The following is a 21,041-nucleotide window of genomic DNA, read 5'->3' as shown; positions in this document are numbered from 1 at the left end:
CCCGAAGATTGTTTGACAGCAGATGATTGGCGGTCATACGGTCCAGATCGTCTGCCCGTCAATTGTTTGCATCCAGATGGAGGCGCGTCATGACGCTGGATCTCACCCCTGATGAGCTGCTGAGCACGACCCGCGCGGTACGCAAGCGCCTGGACCTCACCCGCCCGGTGCCCCGGGCCCTGATCGAGGAGTGCGTGGACCTGGCCGTGCAGGCGCCCACCGGGCGCAATCGGCAGCGCTGGCACTTCCTCGTCGTCACCGAGCCGGAGCAGCGGCGGGCGGTGGCCGACATCTTCCTGCGTGCCCTGCCTCTGACCACCGGGCAGCCGCTGACCGAGCGCGACATGTGGCGGATGAACTATCACGCGCGCTCCACCGAGCGGGTCTTCGACGGTCTGCGTCACCTGGCCGACAACATCCACCGGGTGCCCGCGTTCGTCATCCCTGGTGTGGAGGGACGGACCGACCGCGCCCCGGTGGCCGTGCAGGCGGGGGCGTGGGGGTCGATCCTGCCCGCGGTGTGGAGCTTCATGCTGGCCGCCCGGGCGCGTGGCCTGGGCACGGTGTGGACCACGGCGCAGGGGCCGCTCGAACGCGAGCTGGCTCAGGTGCTCGGAGTGCCGTACGAGCAGGTCATGCTGGCGGCGTTCATCCCGCTGGCCTTCACCATCGGCACGGACTTCAAGCCCGCGCCCCGCATTCCACGGGAGCAGGTCCTGCACTGGCAACGGTGGTGAGCGAACAGGCCCCCAGACCGTGGCGGGTCCCCATCGCGGACTGGGAGGATTCGCGGACCACAGGAGAGGGAGGGGGCATGGGCATGACCGTGCTCGTTTTGTCCGGCATCGTCGTACTCGCCGTCGGAGGGTGTGTCTGCGTCGTGTGGGCGGCGCGGGGCGGCCCGCGCTGGGTGCGCGCGGCGGCAGCCACGACTCTGGCGGCGGGCGAGTTGGTGCGCAAGGCGGGGCGTAAAGACCGGAGCCGGAGCCAGAGCGAGAACTCAGGCGACGAGTAGGGGCACGCGAGGGACCGGCGCCGGGCCGTAAGCCGGGTCAGGCGGCGCCGGTTCGCGCCGCGGTGACCACCACCGCTGCGTACCGCATCGTGAAGCCGCCGCCCATCGCGTCGATCGCGGCCGCGGTGCCGGTCAGCAGTTCCTCCAGCTTGCCCGGTGGCATCTGGCCCGCGTCGCCGCCGGTACGGAGCTGATCCAGCCACTCCTCCCGGGTGTAGGCGCGCTCCCAGTCGAACCGCCGCTGCTCCGGCTCGCCGAACGCGCCCGTCTGCCGTATCCCGTCGACCGCCCTGGTGAACAGCGTCGAGTAGGGGTCGAGCGCGGGCTTCGCCCAGGGGTTGCGGGGCGATTCGGGCAGGACCCGGCGGTAGACCTCGGCGAAGGCTTCCGCGATGTCGGGCGAGGGCTGGAATACGTTCCAGAACAAGGCCAGTTGGCCGCCGGGCCGCAGCACCTCGGCCGCCTTGGCCGCTCCGGCGACCGGGTCGATCCAGTGCCAGGTCTGGGCGGCGATGACCGCGTCGAAGGTCCGGCCGGCCGGGTCCCAGGCCTCGAAGGCCGCCACCTCGACATCGAGCTCGCCGTCGCGGCGGGCGAACTCGGCCATGCGGGCGTCCACGTCGACGCCCAGCACCGTGCAGCCGGCCGCCTGGAACTGGCGGGCCGCGATGCCGGTTCCGACGCCGACGTCGAGGACGTCGGGTCCGGGGCTCGCGGCGGTGATCGCTTCCACCATGGCGTCGGGGTAGCGGGGCCGGGCCCGGTCGTAGCGTTCGGCGTCCGAGCCGAATGACTCCGCCATCTCGCGGGCGTGATGGGGCTCGCGTGGTGAATCATGAGTGGGCATGTGCCCACTATGAGTGGGCGGTCGCCCACTCGTCAACCGGGTACAGTCCCACCGAGGCGAGAAGGAGGTGCGGAGGATGCCGACGGGAGTCGCTCTGCGCGATGCGCGCGAGCAGCTGTTCGGCGCCGCCGAGCGCGTCCTGCTCCGGGGCGGGCCCAGCGCGCTGACCAGCCGGGCGGTCACCACGGAGGCGGGCTGCGCCAAGGGGGTCCTGCACCGGCACTTCGCCGACTTCGACGCCTTCCTCGCCGAACTCGTGCTCGACCGCATCGCCCGGCTCGATCACCAGGCCGCGGCCCTGCGCGAGTCCGCCGGGACCGGCACCGTCGTCGACAACCTCACCCGCGCGCTGATGGAGCTGTTCGGGTCGGTCGCGGTGGCCGTCGTCGGCCTCGTCATCTCCCGCGACGACCTGCGTGCCCGGCTGCGCGAGGCCAGGCCGACCGGGATCCCGTTGCTGACCGAGGCCGCCGCCATGGTCGCCGGCTACCTCGCCGCCGAGCGCGACCTGGGCCGTGTGGCGGCGGACGCGGACGTCGACACGCTCGCCCCCACGCTGATCGGGGCCGCGCATCTGCTGTTCGCCGACCGGAAGGGCACCCCGCCCGAGGCCGACGCCGTCCGCAAGGTCGTGGTCACGGTCATCGCCGGGCAACACCGGGCGACTGCCTGAACGTTCGACACGTCGGCCGCGCCTGTGCGACGATCGCGGCGACAGAATCCATGAGGTTCGTCGACGCCAGGTTGGTCGGTGGAGCGCGTCGGCGTGCTCGCTCGTCGCGAGCACGGCCCGGCTCCGCCCTGTGCGTTTGTCAGGTCGTACTCGGGACCGAGCCCGTCCCGAAAAGGACCATTCGTGACCACCGACCACTTCGAAATGACCGACGGCGACTACGTTCCCGATCCCGAGCGCGATACGGCGATGCTCATCGCCGGATTCTTCGACCACATCTCCGCGAGGCTGCGGCAGCAGGAGCTTCCCGAGAGCCTCATCTCCGCGATGCGCGAGCAGCACGCGGAGCTGGCGGCGGCGAACGCGCACATGGTCGTCGACGAGCCCTCGCTGTACAACCTCCGCATCACCGTGGCGGTGATCGCGGCGTACGAGGAACTGCTCCCGCACCTGGGCAGCGATGCCGCCGTCCGCGCGGTGCGGGACGCGCTGGTCGAGCCGCTCGGCGACGCGGTTCACGCGAGCACCCGGGCCATGCTGGACGTCGCGCCGGATCCGTTCCGGGCGATGGTGGACGTGTCGAGGGCCCGTGAGAAGTACGCCTTCGGGAAGACCTTCACGTTCCGGCGCACTGCCGATGACGACCGGCGATATCTGCTGGACGTTCACCGGTGCTTCTATCACGACGTGCTCAAGGCGAATTCCGCTTCGGAGCTGACACCCGTCATGTGCGCGTTCGACGGGAACTGGATCGAGGCGATCGACCCGGATCGGCACGGGTTCCGCTTCGAGCGCGACACCACGATCGGCCTGGGCGGCTCCCACTGCCCGTTCCACTTCACCCGCACGGCGCCGTAGGGGGTGCCCGGGGGCTGATCGGCCCAAGTAAGTCAAGACTTACTATCTCGGGGATTCAACCGCATAGTGGTGCGGCTGAATCCCCGAGAGGAGCCCTGTGTTGTCGCAGGCCATCGACACCGCCGTGCGGCGCCAGGTCGAGTCCGAGCAAACCCATGTGTCCGCCCTGTACGAACTGATCGACAAGCGGATCGCCGAGGCGCAGGCGCAGCTGGCAGAGGTGCTGAAGGCACCGGCCGACAGTGCGGGCGAGGTGTACGAGCGCGAGGTCGCCGCCGCGCGGCTGGCGCGGGAGGTGAGGCGGCTGGAGGGGGCCGATGAGGGGCTGGTCTTCGGCCGGATCGACGGGGCGGACGGCACCGCGCTGCGCATCGGCCGCCTCGGCCTGCACCCGGACACGGACCCGGACACGGACGCGGGCACGGACACCGGCGAGGACGACCTGCCGCTGCTCGTGGACTGGCGCGCACACGCGGCTCGGGCCTTCTACGAGGCGACGCCGATCCACCCGATGGGCCTGCGGCGCCGCCGTCATCTGCGCCTGGAGGGCCGCGCGGTGGCCGCGGTGAGCGACGAGCTGCTGGACGGCTCCGAGCCCACCGCCGACGACGTCGTGGGCGACGGCCCGCTGACGGAGGCGCTGCGGGCGCGGCGTACCGGCAGGATGCGGACGGCGGTCGCGACGCTCCAGGCGGAGCAGGACGACATCGTCCGGTCCCCGCACCGGGGGGTGACGGTGGTGCAGGGCGGCCCCGGCACCGGCAAGACGGTGGTGGCGCTGCACCGGGCGGCGTATGTGCTGTACGCGTTTCCGCGCGCCGCTGAGCGCGGCGTCCTGGTGCTCGGGCCGAACGCGCGGTTCCTGGACTACATCTCCCAGGTCCTGCCCTCACTCGGCGAGAACGATGTCGTCCTCGCCACATCCCAGGAGCTGGCCGGAGCCGACGTCGTGCCCAGCGCCGTGGAGCCGCTCGACACGGCCCGCCTCAAGGGCGGTTCCGCGATGGCCGACGGGCTGGCGGCCCTCGTGCGCGCCCGGCAGGCTCCGGGCGGTGACTTCACCGTGCGCGTGGGGCAGGAGTGGGTCCGCCTGGCGGACGCGGACGTCGCGAGGGCGCGCGACGCAGCCGTGGTGGCCGGACTGGGGCACAACCCCGGGCGCCAGGTGTTCAAGGAGCTGTTGGCCGACGCCGTCACGGACGAGCTGGAGCGCAGCGCGGCCGAGACCATGGAGCGCATCGATGCCGAGGTGGCGCAGCTCACCGGCCTCGACCTCGACAAGGCCGCCGCGGCCGACCTGCGCCGGCTCGGCCTGGACGACGCACCGGCCGGGGAGCCGGCCGACGAGTTCGACGCGGCCGCCGTCCGGGCGAACCTCCTGGACGATGCCCACTTCGACCGCGCCGTGGAGTCGCTGTGGCCGCGGCTCGCGCCCGGCCAGCTCGTACGGGCCCTCCTGCGGCAGGTGCTCGGCGAGTGCGCCGACGACGAGCGGTCCCGGCTGCTGCACACTTCAAACGCCGACGGCCAGCCGTGGACCGACGCCGACGTGCCGCTGCTGGACGAGGCGGCGAGCCTGCTCGAAGGACCGCCGGAGCGGACGTACGGGCATGTCGTCGTCGATGAGGCGCAGGAGCTGACCGCCATGCAGTGGAGGATGGTCGTACGCAGGTGTCCGGCCAGATCGATGACACTGGTGGGAGACTTTGCCCAGGCGGGCCCGGTGTCGACGGCGCGCGACTGGGAGCAGGCGCTGACCCCGCATGTCGGCGCGCGGTTCACCCTGCATACCCTGACCGTCAGCTACCGCACCACGGAGGAGATCCTGGCCACCACCCGGCACCTGCTGGCGCGGATCGCCCCCGGCCAGACGCCGAGCCGGTCGATCCGCCGTGGCGAGGCACCCCGTACCCGCACCGCGCCACCGCCCGCGCTCGCCGCCACCGTCGCCGAGGAGCTCCGGGCCCAGGCCGCGGCGCACCCGGACGAACTGCTCGGGCTGATCTGCGCGGACACCAGGCTGGACGAGCTGACGGCCGTGGGAACCGAGACGGGGGCGCGCCTCGTTCCGGCGTCGGAGGCGCGCGGCCTGGAGTTCGACGCGGTCGTCGTCGTGGGGCCGGAGGAGATCACCGCGGCCCGCCCCGGGGGAGAGCGGGACCTGTACGTGGCCCTCACCCGGGCCACCAAGCGGCTTTGCACGATCGCCATCCGGCCCGTGTGAACCACAAAGCACTACCCATAGAAGAGAGCGAAATGGCAACCGATTACGACAACCCACGCAAGACCGAAGAGGCCGAGGCCGACAGTATCGAGGAGCTCAAGGCCCGGCGGAACGACTCGTCGGCCTCGGCGGTCGACGTCGACGAGTTCGATGCCGCCGAGGGCCTGGTGCTGCCGGGCGCCGACCTCTCGGGCGAGGAACTGGCCGTCCGGGTGCTGCCGAAGCAGCAGGACGAGTTCACCTGCATGAGCTGCTTCCTGGTGCACCACCGCACCCGGCTGGCCGGCGAGCGGAACGGCGCGCCGATCTGCCGCGACTGCGACTGAGTCTGAGACTGAGACCGAGGGGGGAAGGGGAGGCGGCCATAGCCGGGGGCGAGCCGCCACCCTTCCGGCCGGGGCTCAGGGCTTGTAGATCTTGCCCGCCTCGGGCTTGGCCGGGGCCATCAGCTCGGAGACGGTGACGACCGTGTAGCCGCGCTTCTTGAGCCCGTCGAGGATTCCCGGGACGGCGGGCACGGTGCCCTTGTAGATGTCGTGCAGCAGGATGATGCCGTCGCGGTCCACCTGGTCGAGCACCCGCTTGGTGATGAGCGCGGAGTCGGTCGTCTGGTAGTCCTTCGCGGTGACGCTCCACAGCACCTGGGCGATGCCCAGTTCGCGGCAGATCTTGGTGACGCGCTCGTCGGTGCGGCCCTGCGGCGGGCGCATCAGCAGGGGCTCCTTGGAGCCGGTGATCTTGGAGATGGCGTCCTGGGTGCGGGTGATCTCATCACGCACCTCGTCGTCGTCCGCCTTGGTCAGGATCTTGTGCGTCCAGGTGTGGTTGGCCAGTTCATGGCCCTCCGCCGCGATGCGGCGCACCAGGTCGGGGTACTTGACGACATGCTTCTTGCCGAGCATGAAGAAGGTCGCGTGGGCGTTCTCCTTCTTCAGGATGTCCAGCAGGCGGGGGGTGTTCTCGCTGGGCCCGGCGTCGAAGGTGAGCGCGACGCACTTGGCCTTGGAGCAGTCGACGGCCCCGGCCTTGACCTCTTTCCCGTCGACCGAGGCACGCTCGCGGACGCTGCTCGGCGCGGTGCTGTCGTACGAGGCACCGCAGCCGCCGAGGGCGAGCGTGAGGGAGGCGGCCGCCAGGAGCCCGGCTATCGGCTTGGCTATGCGCTTCCGGTCCGTTGATATGTTTTTACGTCTATACACACGGTGTAGACGTTGCCACCAGCACAAAGGTTCGCGCCGTGACCAAAAAGCGATCAGGCAGCGACCTCCGCGACATCACAGCGATCGGGCGAGCCGGAATCCGAGGTCGTCGATGCGCAGCGTCGGATGGCTCTTGCGGCGGCACGACGCCCGGCACCCGCGGGGCGGGTCGTACGCCCCTCCGCCACGGAAGACCCGGTACGGGCCGTAGACGCCGGGGTCGTACAGGTCCCAGCACCACTCCCACACATTGCCGATCGTGTCGTGGAGGCCCCACGCGTTGGGCGCCCTGGTCGCCACATCGTGCACCCGGTCGCCGGAGTTCCCGCGATACCAGGCGATCTCGTCCAGCTCGCCGTAGCGCACGCCGGGGTCCCCGGCCCGGCAGGCGTACTCCCACTCCGCCTCGGACGGGAGGCGGTAGCCGTCGGCCGCCCAGTCGCAGCGCACGTCCTGGGCGTCGGGGTCCCTCTCGTCGCCCAGCGAGTAGCAGGGGGTGAGCCCGCTCACCTCCGAGAGGAGGTTGCAGAACCGGATCGCGTCCGTCCAGGAGACCTCGGTCACCGGCGTCCGCGGCCCCGCCGCACTCGCGGGCGCCTCGCCCCGTACGGCGCGGTACAGCTCGCGGGTCACGGGATGCGGCGCCAGCCGGAAGGCGGGGACCTCGGCGGTCCAGTCCGTCCTGGTTCCCTCGTCCCGCAGGACGATCTCCCCGGCGGGGATCTCCACCATGTTCGTGATCATGTGCAGGTTCAGATTCAGGTTCAGATCCATGGAGGCCGTGGCGGGAATCGAACCCACGTAACTCGCTTTGCAGGCGAGCCCCTAAACCACTCGGGCACACGGCCAATGTCGTGCTCGTGTCCTCGACGATAGGGGCGGGCCCGGGGCCCCACAACGGCGTGGCGGGCGCTGCCACGCGACTGACATACGGCGTTCATGAACGGCCCGCGCGGCCCTCAAGGAGCATCGAGGAACTCCTCGACCACCGGGCGGAACAGCTCCGGCTCGTCGACCCACGGGTAGTGCCCGACCCCGTGCAGCGGCCGCACCCGCCCGTGCGGGAAGGACTCCGCGACCAGCTCACCGGCGCGCATGCCGGTCACCGCGTCCCGGTCCCCGGTCACCACCAGCACCGGGCACGGCACCTCCCGCAGCCGCACCAGCACCGCCCGCCGCGCCGCCTCGTCCACGCCCTGCCAGAAGCCCGCGCGCGGCACCGGCCCCAACTGCTCGCCCTCGCTCGCGGCGTGTGCGCGCTGGGGCTCGTCCCAGCGGCCGTACGCCATGGGGGCGGCCTGGAGCAGCAGCTGACGCACCTCGTCCATGTCGGTGGTGTCGGGCAGCAGTTGGACCGCGACATAGGCGTCGGGCCACCACGGCTCGGTGGCGCGCGCCTCGAAGATCTCGCGGGCGTCCTGGGGGAGTTCGCCCTGCATCCGCGCGCCGGGGCAGGCCAGGACCAGGTGCGTCAGCCGCTCGGGGTGGGCCGCGGCGTAGGCCTGGGCCGTCGCGGCGGCCGCGTCGTGGGCGAGGAGCGCGAACCGTTCGAGCCCCAGGTGGGCGCGGAGCGCTTCGAGGTCCTCCGCCAGGCCGGGGAAGGAGTAGCCGCTCGGCTCGGCGGCGGGCGGGGAGCCGCCGGTGCCCCGGCTGTCGGGGATGATCAGGGCGCGGTGGCTGTCCAGCCCGCCGAGGTCGCCCAGATACGCGGCGTCCCGCCCCGGCCCGCCGGCCAGGCAGATCAGCGGCGGCCGGGCGGCTCCGTCGCCGGTACGGGCCTCAAGGACGCGGTAGGCGAGTTCGGCGTCGTCGTACGAGGTGTAGTGGGGCATTGATCCAGCTTGCCCGATTCCCGGGTCACGACGGCCCGGGCGCCGCCGCGTCGAGCAGATCCCGCGTCATGTGGTGCAGTCGCAGCGCCGCGTCCCGGTCGAACGCGGGGCCGGACAGAGCCAGTCGGCGCTTGGCGCGGTAGGCGGTGAAGGGATCGCCGGGTGGGTCGTCCAGGAGGTCGGTCATCGGGACGACGGCTTTGGTGACGGAGGTGGCGAAGACGGCGAAGGACGCCTTCGCCACAGGGCGGATCGGCCGGGGGAGGTGGGCCGGCATTCCGGTCGACACGACGCCCGGGTTGTAGCCGATGTAGCGGATCGGGGTGTCGGGGTACAGCGCGGCGAAGGCCACACCGAGCAGGTCGTTGGCGCGGAAGGACTGGAGGGTGGCCTTGGTTCCGCTGTAGCGGCGGGCCAGTTGCGGGTCGTCCCAGTGGATCCGGCCCAGGGGGACGCCGGGGGTGCCGACGTTCATGACGACCGGCCATGGCGCGGGCTCCAGGAGCTTGCGCAGGCCGTGGCTGAGGACGTGGCGGCTGAGGTACGCGAGCGCGAAGCTGTGCTCGAACCCCTCGTGGGTGGTGGTGCGGGGGCCGAAGAGGCGGTAGCGCTGGGCGCACAGGATCAGCTTGTCCACGGTGGGACAGATGTCCTCGAGCGTGGCGATGAGGTCCATGGCCGCCCGTACGGAGGTCAGGTCGGCGCGCAGGAAGGTGGCGCGGTTGCTGTCCGCTGCCTCCGAGAGGAACGCTTCGCCCTTGGCCGGGGTGCTGCCGACCGCGATGACCCGCGCGCCTTCGCGCAGATAGTGCAGGGCGAGCCCCTTGCCGAGCCCGTCCGTCCCCCCGGTGATGACGACCGTTCGCATGCCCAGCTTCCCTTCGTAGGCGCACCGGCTCAGCTATCCGGATATGGCGTATCCGCTTACTCGCGTGACGGGACCGTATCACGAAGCGGATATGCTGTATCCGCTATGGAGAAGGAAACGAGGGGCGAGGCCCCTGTCGGGGCGGGAGCGCGCCGGCCGCGGCGGGACGCCGAGCTCAACCGGCGGCGCATCATGCAGGCCGCGCGGGAGGTCTTCGCCGCCCGGGGGCTCCAGGCCACCCTCAATGACGTGGCTCACCACGCCGGGCTCGGCGTCGGCACCGTCTACCGCAAGTTCCCCGACAAGGAGACGCTCGCGGTGGCCGTCTTCACCGGCGAACTCGACGAGATCGCGGAGATGGCGCGCGCGGCCCTGGCTCGGGACGACGCCTTCGCCGCCCTGGCCGGATTTCTGGAGGGGGCGCTGGGGCGGGCCGCGCACAACCGCGGGCTGCGCGAGCTGATGCGCCGCGGGGAGTTCGGGGGCGAGGGGTTCGCGCGCGCCCGGCAGGAGATCGCCGGGCACTGCGAGAGCCTGATCGACCGGGCCCGCGCGCAGGGCGCGCTGCGCGAGGGTGTCACCGCGGCCGATATCGCGCCGATCACGGCGATGATCGACGCTGTGATGGCCCTTCCGGAGTCAGGGTCTTCCGCGCTGTGGCGGCGCTACTTGGCGATCATCCTCGACGGACTGCGCGCCCGGCCGGCGGGGCAGCCGCCGCTTCCCTGAGGGTGTCCGCGTCCAGGCCCGCCTCGTCGAGCACCGCCGCGGCCACTCCGCGGCCGATCCGGGCCAGGCCGAGGAGCAGATGGTCGCAGTCGATGTGCGCCGAGCCCGCCTCCTCGGCCTGCTCCTCCGCGAGGGCGATGGCCTTGCGGGAGTACGGGGTCCAGGCGATCCGCTCGGCCGCCTGCGACGCCCCCGTGCTCAGCCGGTCCCCGACGGTCCGGTGCAGAGCGGCCGTGCATCCGGCAGTGCTCGACATAGTCCTCGACCAGGTCGTCGGCCAGGCCATTGACAATTCGAGGTTGTCAAGGCGCGCTTGCGTTGATGGAAGATCCAAAAGCAGGGGAGCGGAGATGTCCGCGGGACCCAAATTCCGCTTATGATTCGAGCGTGTTCGATTCCCGGCACATCAGGACCTTCCGCGAGGTGATCCGCGCCGGCTCGTACTCCGCGGCCGCCCGCGCCCTCGGCTATACGCAACCGGCGATCACCCAGCAGATGAAGGCGCTCGAGCGGGACGTCGGCAGCCCGCTCTTCGTCCGCGTCGGGCGCGGTATGCGGCTCACCGAGGCCGGGGAGACCCTGTCCCGCCACGCCGACGTCATCCTCGACTCCATCTCCGCCGCCCGGCAGCAGCTGAACGCCATCACCCGGCTGCGCACCGGCCGGGTGCGCGTCTGCGCCTTCCCCAGCGCCAACGCCACGCTCATACCCGAGGCGATGGCCCGGCTCGCCGCCGCGCACCCCGGGGTGCGCGTGGAACTGCTCGAAGGCGAGCCGCCGGAGTCGCTGGGGCGGGTGGCGCGCGGCGAGTGCGACATCACGCTCGCGTTCACCTACCCCGGCCTGCGCGAGGAGGTCCCTCCCGAACTGGTCGAGATCCCGCTGCTCGAGGACCAGCTGACGGTGCTGCTGCCCACCGGCCACCCGCTGGCCCGGCGGCGGGCCGTCAAACTCGCCGACCTGAGCGGGGAGCGGTGGATCGCGGGCTGTCTGCGCTGCCGCGCCAACTTTCTGCACGAGTGCGCGGAGCAGGGGTTCGCCCCCGACATCGCCTTCACGACGGACGACAACCTGGTCATCCAGAGCATGGTCGCGGCCGGGCTCGGCGTCGCGATGATGCCCGGCCTCGTCCTCTCCTTCCTCTGCCACCAGAAGGTCACCGGCCGCGCCCTGGAGCCCGCCTCGCGCCGCCATGTCTCGGCGTACGTGCTGCGGGAGCACCTGCGGGTGCCGGCCACGGAGGTGGTGCTGGAGGAGCTGAAGGCGGTGGCGGCGAACCGGGTCGGCTGCTGATATAAGCAGAGGTTGAGGTTTGCGAAGAAACCGTCGTTGGACGTGATGGATCGGGCGGCAGGACGCTGCGCCCATGACCACTCCGACCGCCCCCGCGCCGCCCGCCATCCGCCGCACCCCGCGCGCCGGCGCGTTCGTCGACGAGGTGCGCGAGGCCGTCGGGCGCGGCCTGGCGCCGGAGCTGACGGCACATCTGGTGGCCGAGCGCCTCGCGCCCCACCTCGGCGCGCCCGACCTGCTCACCGCGGAGCAGCGGCGGGGCGACCCCGCGAGCTACCGCCAGCACCTGCTGCACGCCGAGCCCGACGGCAGCTTCTCCGTCGTCGCCCTCGTCTGGCTGCCCGGCCAGCACACCGCCATCCACGACCACGTCTCGTGGTGTGTGGCCGGTGTCCACGAGGGCCAGGAGCGCGAGCGCCGCTACCACCTCGTCCCCGACGGCGCCGGCTCCCGCCTGGTCGCGGTGGCGGAGGTGACCAACCCGCAGGGCTCGGTGGCCGGGTTCGCGCCGCCGGGAGATATCCACAGGGTGTGGAACGCGGGCGCGGGCGCGGCGATCTCCCTCCACGTGTACGGCGCGGATGTCGGGCGGCTGGGCAGCAGCGTCCGGCGCGTGTACGCGCCCCCGAAGGGCGAGGCGCTGTGAGGCCGCGCGGCCGACGCGGGTGGGCCGGGCCATGGCGCTGACGGACGCGCGCGGCGGTTCGCGGGGCGGTTCGCCGGGCGGTTCGCCGGGCGCCCCCGACCTGGGCGCCCCGGCCCCGGTCGTGGCAGCCGCGCCCTCGGCGCCCCGCCGCGCGGGGCGGATTCGTGCCCTCTTGCCCGGGTTCGGGCTCGGCGGGCTCGGGGTGGGGGCTGCTTGGGCGGCGCATCTGGCGCTGCCAGGGGTGCCGATGCTGACCTTCGCCGTCGTGCTGGGCATCCTCGCCGCGCATCTGCCGGGCGCGCGCGGGCTCGTACGGGGCGCCGGGCGGGCCGGGCTGTCGTTCGCCGGGAAGCGGCTGATGCGCCTCGGCGTGGTGCTGCTCGGGCTCAAGCTCAGCCTGGACGACGTGCTGGGCCTCGGCTGGGCGAGCGTGGCGATGGTGTGCGCGGTGGTCGCGGCCACCTTCTTCGGCACGTGGTGGCTCGGCCGCCGGATCGGCCTGCGGGGCGATCAGCCGCTGCTGATCGCCACCGGCTATTCCATCTGCGGCGCGTCCGCGATCGGCGCTGTCAGCGAGGTGTCGGACAGTGACGAGCGCGACGTCGCGACGTCCGTGGCGCTGGTGACGCTGTGCGGCACGCTGGCCATCGCCGTACTGCCGCTGCTCCAGCACCCGCTGGGGCTGGGCGACGCGCAGTTCGGCCGGTGGGTCGGGGCGAGCGTGCACGACGTGGGGCAGGTCGTGGCCGCCGCGCAGACGGCCGGGCCGTCCGCGCTCGGCGAGGCGGTGCTGGTGAAGCTGATGCGGGTGGCGCTGCTCGCGCCGCTCGTCGCGGCGGTGGCCGTCTCGGTACGGGCCCGGCGGGCCCAGGCGGCCCAGGAGCAGGGTGAGGACGTCGGACAAGGCACCGGCCGCGCGCGGCGGCCACCCCTGGTGCCGCTGTTCGTCCTCGGCTTCCTGGCCATGGTCGCCCTGCGCAGTACGGATCGGCTGCCGTCCGCCGCGCTCGACACCGCCGCGACCACCCAGGAACTGCTGCTCGCCGCCGCCCTCTTCGGCCTCGGCAGCGCGGTGCACCTGCCCTCGCTGGCCCGTACGGGCGGGCGCGTGGCGGCGCTCGGGCTGTGCGCGTGGGTGGTGGTCGCGGGGGTCGGCTACGGCGGCGTATTGCTGACGACGTAGCGCTTCACGAGAAGGCCGCGGGGGCGGGGCATTGAACCCCCGGGCCGCCTCACGACGCGTAGATCTCGGTCATCTCCGTGATCTTGCCGTTGGAGTCGACCTTGACCTCGTAGAAGTTCAGGCCCCAGCAGTCGCCGGCGTCCGCCTTCGCCTGCCCGCCGTCGTACTGCCTGCCCTTCGGGTCCGCACAGGTCTTGATGTGCGCGATGCCGCCGTTCTGGGCGGTGAGGGCCTTCTGCGCGGAGTCCTTCCTGCTGATGATCGTCACCTTGGAGCCGCCCGAGGCGACGGAGTAGGTGTGCAGCGCCCCGACCGCCTGGTACGCGCCCCGCTGCGACGTCGTGTTGCAGCGCCGCTTGGCGTTCTTGGCGATGATGTTGTTCATCGCGCCTTCGACGTTGTTGACCCAGATCACCTTGCGGCCGTTGGTGCTCGTCGAGCAGCCGCTGTTGCTCGTCTTGCCGCTCTTCTTGATCCTCTTGATGTGCTTCCCGTTCTTCGTCTTGCCGGATTTCTTCGCGGAGTGGCTCCTCGAGGAGTGCGAGCTGCCGCTGCTGCCGCCGTTGCAGGCGGTGAGGGTGAGTGCCGCGGCGACAAGCATGGCAGTGGCGAAAACTGGGCGGATAGAAGACACAATTCCCCCGTGGTGCGGGCCTGGACGTCCGCGACCAGGCATGGAGTGAGGCTGAGGTCGGGCGTCGCGAAAAAGGCGGTGTGACGATCTGGCCGAAAGTCTATGAGCGTGGGCATGGCGGGCCGATGGGGCTTACCGAATCCTGGGTGTCCGGTTTCCAATCTGTGACGATGATCGCGGCGGGTTGCCGAGCCTAGGACCGAGGGCCGACCGCATCTCCGTCCCGCGCCAGGTGTGTCCCTTGGAAACGCCTCTTACGCTGGCGTAATGACCGCTATCGACCCGTGCGACCGCGACACCGACGTCGCGGACAGCCCCTCCGTACCAGCCGGAACCAGTGCCCAAGCCCAAGCCGAAGCCGACGGCGGGGGCTCCGTGCTCGGCAAGCGCTACCGCGCCCTCACCCTCGGCATTGTGTCCGTCGTCTCCCTGATCGCCTTCGAGGCGAGCGCGGTCAACACGGCGATGCCGGTCGCGGCCCGCGCCCTCGACGGGGTCGAGCTGTACGCGTACGCCTTCTCCGCGTACTTCACCGCGAGCCTGTTCGCGATGGCGCTGTCGGGGGAGTGGTGCGACCGCCGGGGGCCGCTCGTCCCGCTGTTCGCCGGGATCGCGGCCTTCGGGGCCGGTCTTGTGGTGTCCGGGTCGGCGAGCGAGATGTGGATGTTCGTGGGCGGGCGCGGGGTGCAGGGGATCGGCGGCGGACTGGTGATCGTCTCGCTGTACGTCCTGGTCGGCCGAGCCTATCCACAGCGGCTCCAGCCCGCCGTGCTGGCGTCCTTCTCCGCCGCCTGGGTGCTGCCGGTGATCATCGGCCCGCTGATCGCCGGGACGGTCACCGAGCGGGTCGGGTGGCGCTGGGTCTTCCTGTCCATCCCGGTGCTGATACTGCTGCCGCTCGCCGTGATGCTCCCCGCCCTGCGCAAGGTGGAGCGGGGCGACCGCTCCCCGGCCATGAACCGCCGCCGCATCCTCCTCGCCCTCGCGGTCGCGTCCGGCGCGGGGCTGCTCCAGTACGCGGGCCAGGACCTGGCCTGGGTCTCCCTGATCCCCGCCGCGGCGGGCCTGGCGCTGCTCGTCCCGTGCATCCTGCGGCTGCTGCCCCGGGGCACCTTCCGGGCCGCCCGCGGGCTGCCGTCCGTGGTGCTGCTGCGCGGCATCGCGGCGGGCGCCTTCCTCGGTGCGGAGAGCTTCATTCCGCTGATGCTGGTCACCGAGCGCGGCCTGTCCGCCACCGCGGCCGGACTCTCGCTCACCGGCGGCGGCCTGACCTGGGCCCTCGGCTCGTACACCCAGAGCCGCCCGCGCCTGGAGCCCTACCGCGAGCGGCTGATGGCGGGTGGCATGGTGCTGATCGCCACATCCATCGCCCTGGTCCCGCTGGTGCTCGCCGACTCCGTCCCGGCGTGGCTGGTCGCGGTGGCGTGGGTGCTCGGCGGCTACGGGATGGGGCTGGTCATCTCCAGCGGCAGCGTGCTGCTCCTCAAGCTCTCCGGCCCCAAGGAGGCGGGCAGCAACTCCGCCTCCCTCCAGGTCTCCGACGCGCTCGGCAACATCACGCTGGTGGGGCTGAGCGGGGTCCTGTTCGTGGGTTTCGGCGGCGGCTCGGTGGCCGCCGCGGACCACACGGCCGCCGCGTCCGCCACGACGGGGACGGGGCACGCGGGGGCGTTCGCGGCGGTGTTCGTCGCAATGGCGGCGGTGGCCCTGCTGGGAGCGGTGGTGACGACGCGGCTGCGGCCCGCCGCGCAATAGCCTGGTACCACTTTGGCCCCAGAAGTGGTACCGTTCTGGTATGGCAATGAATCTCCGTCTGCGCGACGACCAGCAAGAGGCGCTCAAGCAGCGGGCCGAAGAGGAGGGCCGCAGCATGCACGCCATAGTGCTTCAGGCGATTGACCGGTATCTGGAGCAAGAGGCTGACCGGGAATCCGTCCGGCGCCTGGGGGCGAAGTACGCGGCACGCCATGCGGACCTGCTGCGGAGGCTGGGGGAGTAAGTGAAGTACCTGACGGTCCAGGAAGTGCTGGACCTGGCGGAAATCGCCTGTGGGGGGCAGCAGGTCGCCGTGCGTGACCTGGGGTTGCTGAGCTCGGCGGTGCACCGCCCGCAGTCGCAGATGTTCGGCATAGAGGCGTACACCGACCTGTTCGAGAAGGCGGCCGCGCTGCTTCAGTCGCTCGCTGTCAACCACCCGTTGGTGGACGGCAACAAGCGGATGGCGTGGATGTCCACGGTCGTCTTCCTTGACATCAACGGCACGGAGATGCTCGACGTCGACCAGGACGAGGCGTACAAGCTTGTCGTCGGCGTGGCCTCGGGTGCGATCGAGGACGTCGACGACATCGCGGCCGGACTGCGCGCGCTGCACGCGGCGATGTGAGCTGAATCCCACCTCCGGGTGGACCCGGGGCGTAGCCCCCAAGTGTGAAGGACGGCACCGGTAGGCTGACGCGGTCCTCGAACCCCTCGCCGATCAGCCCGACGGAGACCGTGACTACTACCGCCTCCTCCACCACCAGCCATCACCTCTCGCCCGCCTTCCCCGGCCGCGCCCCCTGGGGCACCGCGAGCAAGCTGCGCGCCTGGCAGCAGGGCGCGATGGAGAAGTACGTACAGGAGCAGCCCCGCGACTTCCTCGCGGTCGCCACGCCCGGCGCCGGCAAGACCACCTTCGCGCTGACGCTCGCCTCCTGGCTGCTGCACCACCACGTCGTGCAGCAGCTGACCGTCGTCGCGCCCACCGAGCATCTGAAGAAGCAGTGGGCGGAGGCCGCGGCCCGGATAGGGATCAAGCTGGACCCGGAGTACAGCGCCGGGCCCCTCGGGCGGGAGTACCACGGCGTCGCCGTCACCTACGCGGGTGTCGGCGTGCGGCCGATGCTGCACCGCAACCGCTGCGAGCAGCGCAAGACGCTGGTCATCCTCGATGAGATCCACCACGCGGGCGACTCCAAGTCCTGGGGCGAGGCGTGCCTGGAGGCGTTCGAGCCGGCGACCCGCCGGCTCGCGCTGACCGGCACCCCCTTCCGGTCCGACACCAACCCCATCCCCTTCGTCGCCTACGAGGAGGGGAACGACGGCATCCGGCGGTCGGCCGCCGACTACACGTACGGATACGGCGGCGCCCTGAACGACGGCGTCGTCCGGCCGGTCATCTTCCTCTCCTACAGCGGCAACATGCGCTGGCGGACCAAGGCGGGCGACGAACTCGAGGCCCGGCTGGGCGAGCCGATGACCAAGGACGCCGTCTCGCAGGCCTGGCGCACCGCGCTCGACCCGCGCGGCGACTGGATGCCGAACGTGCTGCGCGCCGCCGACCAGCGGCTCACCGAGGTCCGCAAGTCCATCCCGGACGCGGGCGCGCTCGTCATCGCGACCGACCAGGACTCGGCGCGCGCCTACGCCAAGCTGATCCGCGAGATCACGGGCACCAAGGCCACGATCGTGCTGTCCGACGACTCGGGCGCCTCACAGCGCATCGAGGACTTCAGCCACTCGGAAGACCGCTGGATGGTCGCGGTCCGCATGGTGTCGGAGGGCGTGGACGTGCCGCGCCTGGCCGTCGGCGTCTACGCCACCACCATCTCCACCCCGCTGTTCTTCGCGCAGGCCGTCGGCCGCTTCGTGCGGTCCCGGCGGCGCGGCGAGACCGCCTCCGTCTTCCTGCCCACCATCCCCATGCTGCTCGGCTTCGCGAACGAGATGGAGGTCGAGCGCGACCACGTCCTCGACAAGCCCAAGAAGGAGGGCGAGGAGGAGGACCCGTACGCCGAGGAGGAGAAGCTCCTTCAGGAGGCCGAGAAGCAGCAGGACGAGGACACGGGCGAGCAGGACATGCTGCCCTTCGAGGCGCTGGAGTCGGACGCGGTCTTCGACCGGGTGCTCTACGACGGCGCCGAGTTCGGCATGCAGGCGCACCCGGGGAGCGCGGAGGAGCAGGACTACCTGGGCATCCCCGGGCTCCTGGAGCCCGACCAGGTGCAGCTGCTGCTCCAGCGGCGGCAGGCGCGGCAGATCGCGCACAGCCGCAAGAAGCCGGACGCCGAGGCTGATCTGCTCGAACTCCCGGCGGAGCGGCGGCCGGTGGTCACGCACAAGGAGCTGCTCGAACTGCGCAAGGAGCTCAACTCCTTGGTCGGGGCGTACGTCCACCAGAGCGGCAAGCCGCACGGGGTGATCCACACCGAGCTGCGCCGGGTGTGCGGCGGGCCGCCGAGCGCGGAGGCGACGGCCGGGCAGCTCCGGGAGCGGATCAAGAAGGTCCGGGAGTGGGCCACGCGGATGAGGTGACGGCGTATGCCTGCGGCAGGGCGGAAGGGTTTCTCCGTAAGCCCTTCCGCCTTGCCGTGGGCCGCGTCGGGCCTGGCCTTTTTCCGCCCGTCAAACCAGGGCAAACGCCCACCGTCCCGGCGTATGCGAGGCGCTCCGCCCGGCAGCCTCGCTCGGATTCTGGACAAACTCTTCCGCTCAGCGGACCGGCTCGCTACCGTTCCGGCCAACGCACACGCCCCGTGGCAGTGCCGCCGCGGAGCGCAGCCGGTGTGCGACCACGACCGGCGGCCTCTGGCGCGCCGTCGTCGGGACCGGCGGCGCCCCACCGCGAAGAGCCGCCACTCATACGGAGGAGGGGGCGTCGTGACCGCGGAGACCTCACAGACGCTCGACCGGGGACTACGCGTCCTCAAACTGCTCGCCGACACCGACCACGGGCTGACCGTGACCGAGCTGTCCAACAAGCTCGGCGTCAACCGCACCGTGGTGTACCGCCTGCTGGCCACGCTCGAGCAGCACTCCCTCGTACGCCGCGACATCGGCGGCCGCGCGCGGGTCGGGCTCGGCGTGCTCCAGCTCGGCCGCCAGGTCCATCCGCTGCTGCGGGAGGCGGCGCTGCCCGCGCTGCGCGCCCTCGCCGACGACATCGGCGCCACCGCGCACCTCACCCTGGTCGACAGCACGGAGGCGCTGGCCGTCGCGGTCGTCGAGCCGACCTGGACCGACTACCACGTCGCCTACCGGGCCGGCTTCCGGCACCCCCTGGACCGCGGCGCCGCGGGGCGGGCGATCCTGGCCGCCCGCTCGGGCCGTGACGGCGACCCCGGCTATGTGCTCACCCACGGCGAGCTGGAGGCGGGCGCGAGCGGCGCGGCCGCTCCGTTGGTCGGGGTGACCGGGATCGAGGGCAGCGTCGGGGTGGTGATGCTCTGCGACGCGGTGCCGGAGCGGGTGGGGCCGCGGGTGGTGGACGCGGCGCGCGAGGTCGCGGACGCCCTGCGCTGACACCGGGCGGCGCCCTGTCCTGAGACCGGGCGGCGGCCTGTCCCGACACCGGGCGGCGCCCTGCGCTGAGCCGGGGTGGCGCGCCCCGCACCCCGCCGGTCAACTAGATTCACACCCATGCCTGCCGTCTCCCCGCGCGCCCGGATCCTCGCGATCTGCTCCGCGCCCGTCCTCGCCCTTCTCGCGGTCGCCGCCTTCGCGCCGCTGCCCTTCTCGGTGGCGGAGCCCGGCACGACCGTGAACGTCCTCGGCTCCGACCACGGCGGGCCGGTCATCAAGATCTCCAAGGCGATGCCCCGCAAGACCACCGGCCAGCTGAGGATGACGACGATCGCGGCGACCGGGCCGGACGCCACGGTCCGGCTCAAGGACGTCATCAGCGGCTGGTTCGAGACCGACCGTGCCGTGATGCCGCGCGACTCCGTCTACCCCGTCGGCAAGACGACCAAGGAGATCGAGGCGCACAACGCCGCGGAGATGGAGAAGTCCCAGGACACGGCCACCAGCGCGGCCCTCGGCTATCTCCATCTCTCCTCCAAGGACGTCAAGGTGCGGCTGCGCCTCGCGGACGTGGGCGGCCCGAGCGCCGGGCTGCTCTTCTCCCTCGGCATCGTCGACAAGCTCGACGGCGACGGCCGCGGCGGCGACCTGACCGGCGGCCGTACGATCGCGGGCACCGGCACGATCACGGCGGACGGCAAGGTCGGCGCGGTGGGCGGGGTCGCGCTCAAGACCCAGGCGGCCAAGCGGGACGGGGCGACGGTCTTCCTGGTCCCGAGGGCGGAGTGCGCGGACGCCAAGGCCGAGCTCCCCCAGGGGCTGCGGCTGATCCCCGTCACCACGCTCAAGGGCGCGGTGAACTCGCTGGTGGCGCTTCAGTCGGGCCACAGGGTGCCGAGGTGCTGAGGCGCTGAGCTGCTGAGCGGCTGCTGTGGAGTCATGGCTGCTGGTCGGCGTGCCGATACCCGCCGCCCTCTTGGCCCGTGTGTGGCCGGACCCGGGCTGGCGGTCCTGCCTGCGGCATCTGGTGGTGATCGTGGACGGGCGGGCCGGCGTGTTGACGGAGGTGAGCGAGGAGGGGCGTACGCGCCTGACGGACAAGGACGGCTCCCCGCACGCTCCTCCCGTGGGGCCGGTGACCGTGCCGCCCCCGCTCTGCTGCCGGACGCGCGTCACCACGTCACCCCTGGGCACCGACGGCACGCATGTGGGCCTGCGGGTCTCCCGGGACCGTAGCACCGGGCGGTTCCGCTACCAGCGCATCGACGGCGCTGACGGCGTCGACGGGTGATCGATCTGCCGCCCGGCTCGAAGGGCCCGTGGGGCGTGGGACCCCGCGGGTCACGGGCCCTGAGGGAGATCTCCGAGGACACGGCGCGCCGGCTGCTCGCGGCCGCGGCCACCTCGCAGGCGGCCCTGACCACCGCCGTCCAGTCGCTGCTGCCGGAGGTGGGCCACCCGCTGCTGCTCCGCGGAATCGTCGGGTTCGTTCAGGCGGCGGCCTCGGGGATCCGCACCCGGCACAAGATCCTGTCGCGGCTCAGGAAGGTGGGGCCGGGGACGGGTACCTGACCGGCCAGGGGCGGGGCGTCGCGAGGCGCAGGCCCACCTCGACCAGCGTCCAGCCGAGACGGCTCCGCAGCCGACGGGGGCGGTGGAGCGGGCGCGGCCGGTGCGATGAGCGGGCGCGCAGGGCCTCGCGGCGCAGCCGCTCGGCCCGGATGCGGTGCAGCCGCAGATGGATGTCGTCGCCGTACATG

General features: G+C 72.0%; 26 protein-coding genes and 1 tRNA gene. 18 read left to right on the top strand and 9 right to left on the bottom strand.

The features are described from left to right. Window positions 1-89 precede the first annotated feature (89 nt). Window positions 90-737 carry a nitroreductase family protein gene (locus tag ACZ4WQ_RS43795; protein WP_311727361.1) on the top strand — a complete coding sequence of 216 codons (648 nt, stop codon included), beginning with the start codon at window positions 90-92 and terminating at the stop codon, window positions 735-737. A gap of 83 nt (window positions 738-820) precedes the next feature. Continuing rightward, window positions 821-1,015, top strand: a complete 195-nt coding sequence (locus ACZ4WQ_RS43790) for a hypothetical protein (protein ID WP_311727360.1) — start codon at window positions 821-823, stop codon at window positions 1,013-1,015. Window positions 1,016-1,052: 37 nt separating this feature from the next. Here the strand turns inward: ACZ4WQ_RS43790 and ACZ4WQ_RS43785 are convergent, their stop codons facing one another. Next, a complete protein-coding gene (locus ACZ4WQ_RS43785) occupies window positions 1,053-1,862 on the bottom strand; it encodes a class I SAM-dependent methyltransferase (protein ID WP_468022865.1) in 810 nt (269 codons plus the stop codon). Between the two features lie 76 nt (window positions 1,863-1,938). Here ACZ4WQ_RS43785 and ACZ4WQ_RS43780 point away from each other — a divergent pair, with 76 nt between their 5' ends. The 4 genes from ACZ4WQ_RS43780 to ACZ4WQ_RS43765 all read left to right on the top strand — a co-directional run bounded on the left by ACZ4WQ_RS43780 (window position 1,939) and on the right by ACZ4WQ_RS43765 (window position 5,943). Continuing rightward, complete coding sequence (locus ACZ4WQ_RS43780) at window positions 1,939-2,535, top strand: TetR/AcrR family transcriptional regulator (RefSeq protein WP_468022864.1); 597 nt, start codon at window positions 1,939-1,941, stop codon at window positions 2,533-2,535. A 183-nt stretch (window positions 2,536-2,718) separates the two neighbouring features. Beyond that, a complete protein-coding gene (locus ACZ4WQ_RS43775) occupies window positions 2,719-3,393 on the top strand; it encodes an L-2-amino-thiazoline-4-carboxylic acid hydrolase (protein ID WP_468022863.1) in 675 nt (224 codons plus the stop codon). 100 nt (window positions 3,394-3,493) lie between these two features. Beyond that, window positions 3,494-5,617 carry a HelD family protein gene (locus ACZ4WQ_RS43770; RefSeq protein ID WP_468022862.1) on the top strand — a complete coding sequence of 708 codons (2,124 nt, stop codon included), beginning with the start codon at window positions 3,494-3,496 and terminating at the stop codon, window positions 5,615-5,617. 32 nt (window positions 5,618-5,649) lie between these two features. Next, window positions 5,650-5,943, top strand: coding sequence for a DUF4193 domain-containing protein (locus tag ACZ4WQ_RS43765; protein ID WP_311727355.1), 294 nt, complete (start codon window positions 5,650-5,652; stop codon window positions 5,941-5,943). Window positions 5,944-6,018: 75 nt separating this feature from the next. Here ACZ4WQ_RS43765 and ACZ4WQ_RS43760 read toward each other — a convergent pair whose 3' ends face one another. The 5 genes from ACZ4WQ_RS43760 to ACZ4WQ_RS43740 all read right to left on the bottom strand — a co-directional run bounded on the left by ACZ4WQ_RS43760 (window position 6,019) and on the right by ACZ4WQ_RS43740 (window position 9,516). Then, entirely contained in the window at window positions 6,019-6,816 is a 798-nt protein-coding gene (locus ACZ4WQ_RS43760; protein ID WP_311727354.1) for a polysaccharide deacetylase family protein, read from the bottom strand. Between the two features lie 75 nt (window positions 6,817-6,891). After that, on the bottom strand, window positions 6,892-7,590 hold the full coding sequence (locus tag ACZ4WQ_RS43755) for a formylglycine-generating enzyme family protein (protein WP_468022861.1): 699 nt from the start codon (window positions 7,588-7,590) through the stop codon (window positions 6,892-6,894). Then, window positions 7,590-7,664, bottom strand: a tRNA-Cys gene (locus ACZ4WQ_RS43750). The genes ACZ4WQ_RS43755 and ACZ4WQ_RS43750 overlap by 1 nt, the downstream gene beginning before the upstream one ends. 111 nt (window positions 7,665-7,775) lie before the next feature. Further along, window positions 7,776-8,648 carry an alpha/beta fold hydrolase gene (locus ACZ4WQ_RS43745; protein ID WP_398368918.1) on the bottom strand — a complete coding sequence of 291 codons (873 nt, stop codon included), beginning with the start codon at window positions 8,646-8,648 and terminating at the stop codon, window positions 7,776-7,778. Window positions 8,649-8,673: 25 nt separating this feature from the next. After that, on the bottom strand, window positions 8,674-9,516 hold the full coding sequence (locus ACZ4WQ_RS43740; RefSeq protein ID WP_398368920.1) for an SDR family NAD(P)-dependent oxidoreductase: 843 nt from the start codon (window positions 9,514-9,516) through the stop codon (window positions 8,674-8,676). Window positions 9,517-9,621: 105 nt separating this feature from the next. Here ACZ4WQ_RS43740 and ACZ4WQ_RS43735 point away from each other — a divergent pair, with 105 nt between their 5' ends. Next, a complete protein-coding gene (locus ACZ4WQ_RS43735; RefSeq protein WP_398368922.1) occupies window positions 9,622-10,245 on the top strand; it encodes a TetR/AcrR family transcriptional regulator in 624 nt (207 codons plus the stop codon). Here the strand turns inward: ACZ4WQ_RS43735 and ACZ4WQ_RS43730 are convergent. Then, on the bottom strand, window positions 10,193-10,501 hold the full coding sequence (locus tag ACZ4WQ_RS43730; protein WP_385340303.1) for a Clp protease N-terminal domain-containing protein: 309 nt from the start codon (window positions 10,499-10,501) through the stop codon (window positions 10,193-10,195). The two genes, ACZ4WQ_RS43735 and ACZ4WQ_RS43730, sit on opposite strands and share 53 nt — an antisense overlap. A 131-nt stretch (window positions 10,502-10,632) precedes the next feature. Between ACZ4WQ_RS43730 and ACZ4WQ_RS43725 the strand changes: the two genes are divergently transcribed. The 3 genes from ACZ4WQ_RS43725 (at window position 10,633) to ACZ4WQ_RS43715 (ending at window position 13,367) form a co-directional block, all read left to right on the top strand. Then, the gene (locus ACZ4WQ_RS43725) at window positions 10,633-11,538 is read left to right on the top strand and encodes a LysR family transcriptional regulator (protein WP_311727349.1); all 906 of its coding nucleotides are present in this window, start codon (window positions 10,633-10,635) and stop codon (window positions 11,536-11,538) included. 73 nt (window positions 11,539-11,611) lie between these two features. Then, entirely contained in the window at window positions 11,612-12,184 is a 573-nt protein-coding gene (locus tag ACZ4WQ_RS43720) for a cysteine dioxygenase family protein (protein WP_311727348.1), read from the top strand. A 31-nt stretch (window positions 12,185-12,215) separates the two neighbouring features. Next, window positions 12,216-13,367 carry a YeiH family protein gene (locus ACZ4WQ_RS43715; protein ID WP_385340306.1) on the top strand — a complete coding sequence of 384 codons (1,152 nt, stop codon included), beginning with the start codon at window positions 12,216-12,218 and terminating at the stop codon, window positions 13,365-13,367. Window positions 13,368-13,416: 49 nt separating this feature from the next. Here ACZ4WQ_RS43715 and ACZ4WQ_RS43710 read toward each other — a convergent pair whose 3' ends face one another. Continuing rightward, window positions 13,417-13,968: a hypothetical protein gene (locus tag ACZ4WQ_RS43710; RefSeq protein WP_398368925.1), complete on the bottom strand. Its 552-nt coding sequence runs from the start codon at window positions 13,966-13,968 to the stop codon at window positions 13,417-13,419. A gap of 300 nt (window positions 13,969-14,268) precedes the next feature. Between ACZ4WQ_RS43710 and ACZ4WQ_RS43705 the strand changes: the two genes are divergently transcribed. From ACZ4WQ_RS43705 to ACZ4WQ_RS43670, 8 genes are all read left to right on the top strand, one after another. Beyond that, complete coding sequence (locus ACZ4WQ_RS43705) at window positions 14,269-15,756, top strand: MFS transporter (protein WP_398368927.1); 1,488 nt, start codon at window positions 14,269-14,271, stop codon at window positions 15,754-15,756. A 46-nt stretch (window positions 15,757-15,802) separates the two neighbouring features. Beyond that, a complete protein-coding gene (locus ACZ4WQ_RS43700) occupies window positions 15,803-16,000 on the top strand; it encodes an Arc family DNA-binding protein (RefSeq protein ID WP_311039883.1) in 198 nt (65 codons plus the stop codon). Further along, the gene (locus ACZ4WQ_RS43695) at window positions 16,001-16,384 is read left to right on the top strand and encodes a type II toxin-antitoxin system death-on-curing family toxin (protein WP_311727344.1); all 384 of its coding nucleotides are present in this window, start codon (window positions 16,001-16,003) and stop codon (window positions 16,382-16,384) included. It begins immediately after the preceding gene. A gap of 110 nt (window positions 16,385-16,494) precedes the next feature. Continuing rightward, window positions 16,495-18,294, top strand: coding sequence for a DEAD/DEAH box helicase (locus tag ACZ4WQ_RS43690; RefSeq protein ID WP_311727343.1), 1,800 nt, complete (start codon window positions 16,495-16,497; stop codon window positions 18,292-18,294). A gap of 345 nt (window positions 18,295-18,639) precedes the next feature. After that, complete coding sequence (locus tag ACZ4WQ_RS43685; protein WP_311727342.1) at window positions 18,640-19,281, top strand: IclR family transcriptional regulator; 642 nt, start codon at window positions 18,640-18,642, stop codon at window positions 19,279-19,281. A gap of 117 nt (window positions 19,282-19,398) precedes the next feature. Next, window positions 19,399-20,187, top strand: coding sequence for a S16 family serine protease (locus ACZ4WQ_RS43680; RefSeq protein WP_311727341.1), 789 nt, complete (start codon window positions 19,399-19,401; stop codon window positions 20,185-20,187). Window positions 20,188-20,212: 25 nt separating this feature from the next. Continuing rightward, on the top strand, window positions 20,213-20,572 hold the full coding sequence (locus ACZ4WQ_RS43675; protein ID WP_398368931.1) for a hypothetical protein: 360 nt from the start codon (window positions 20,213-20,215) through the stop codon (window positions 20,570-20,572). Window positions 20,573-20,607: 35 nt separating this feature from the next. Beyond that, window positions 20,608-20,853 carry a hypothetical protein gene (locus tag ACZ4WQ_RS43670; protein ID WP_398368933.1) on the top strand — a complete coding sequence of 82 codons (246 nt, stop codon included), beginning with the start codon at window positions 20,608-20,610 and terminating at the stop codon, window positions 20,851-20,853. On the opposite strand, the gene ACZ4WQ_RS43665 is transcribed toward ACZ4WQ_RS43670, so the two are convergent. Then, window positions 20,822-21,040, bottom strand: coding sequence for a hypothetical protein (locus ACZ4WQ_RS43665; RefSeq protein WP_385340315.1), 219 nt, complete (start codon window positions 21,038-21,040; stop codon window positions 20,822-20,824). The genes ACZ4WQ_RS43670 and ACZ4WQ_RS43665 overlap by 32 nt on opposite strands. Between the last annotated feature and the right edge of the window lies 1 nt (window position 21,041).

The organism is Streptomyces sp. NPDC028305 (assembly GCF_055569495.1).
The sequence above is the reverse complement of the archived record's forward strand: the minus strand, read 5'-3'. Positions and strand labels throughout refer to the sequence as shown.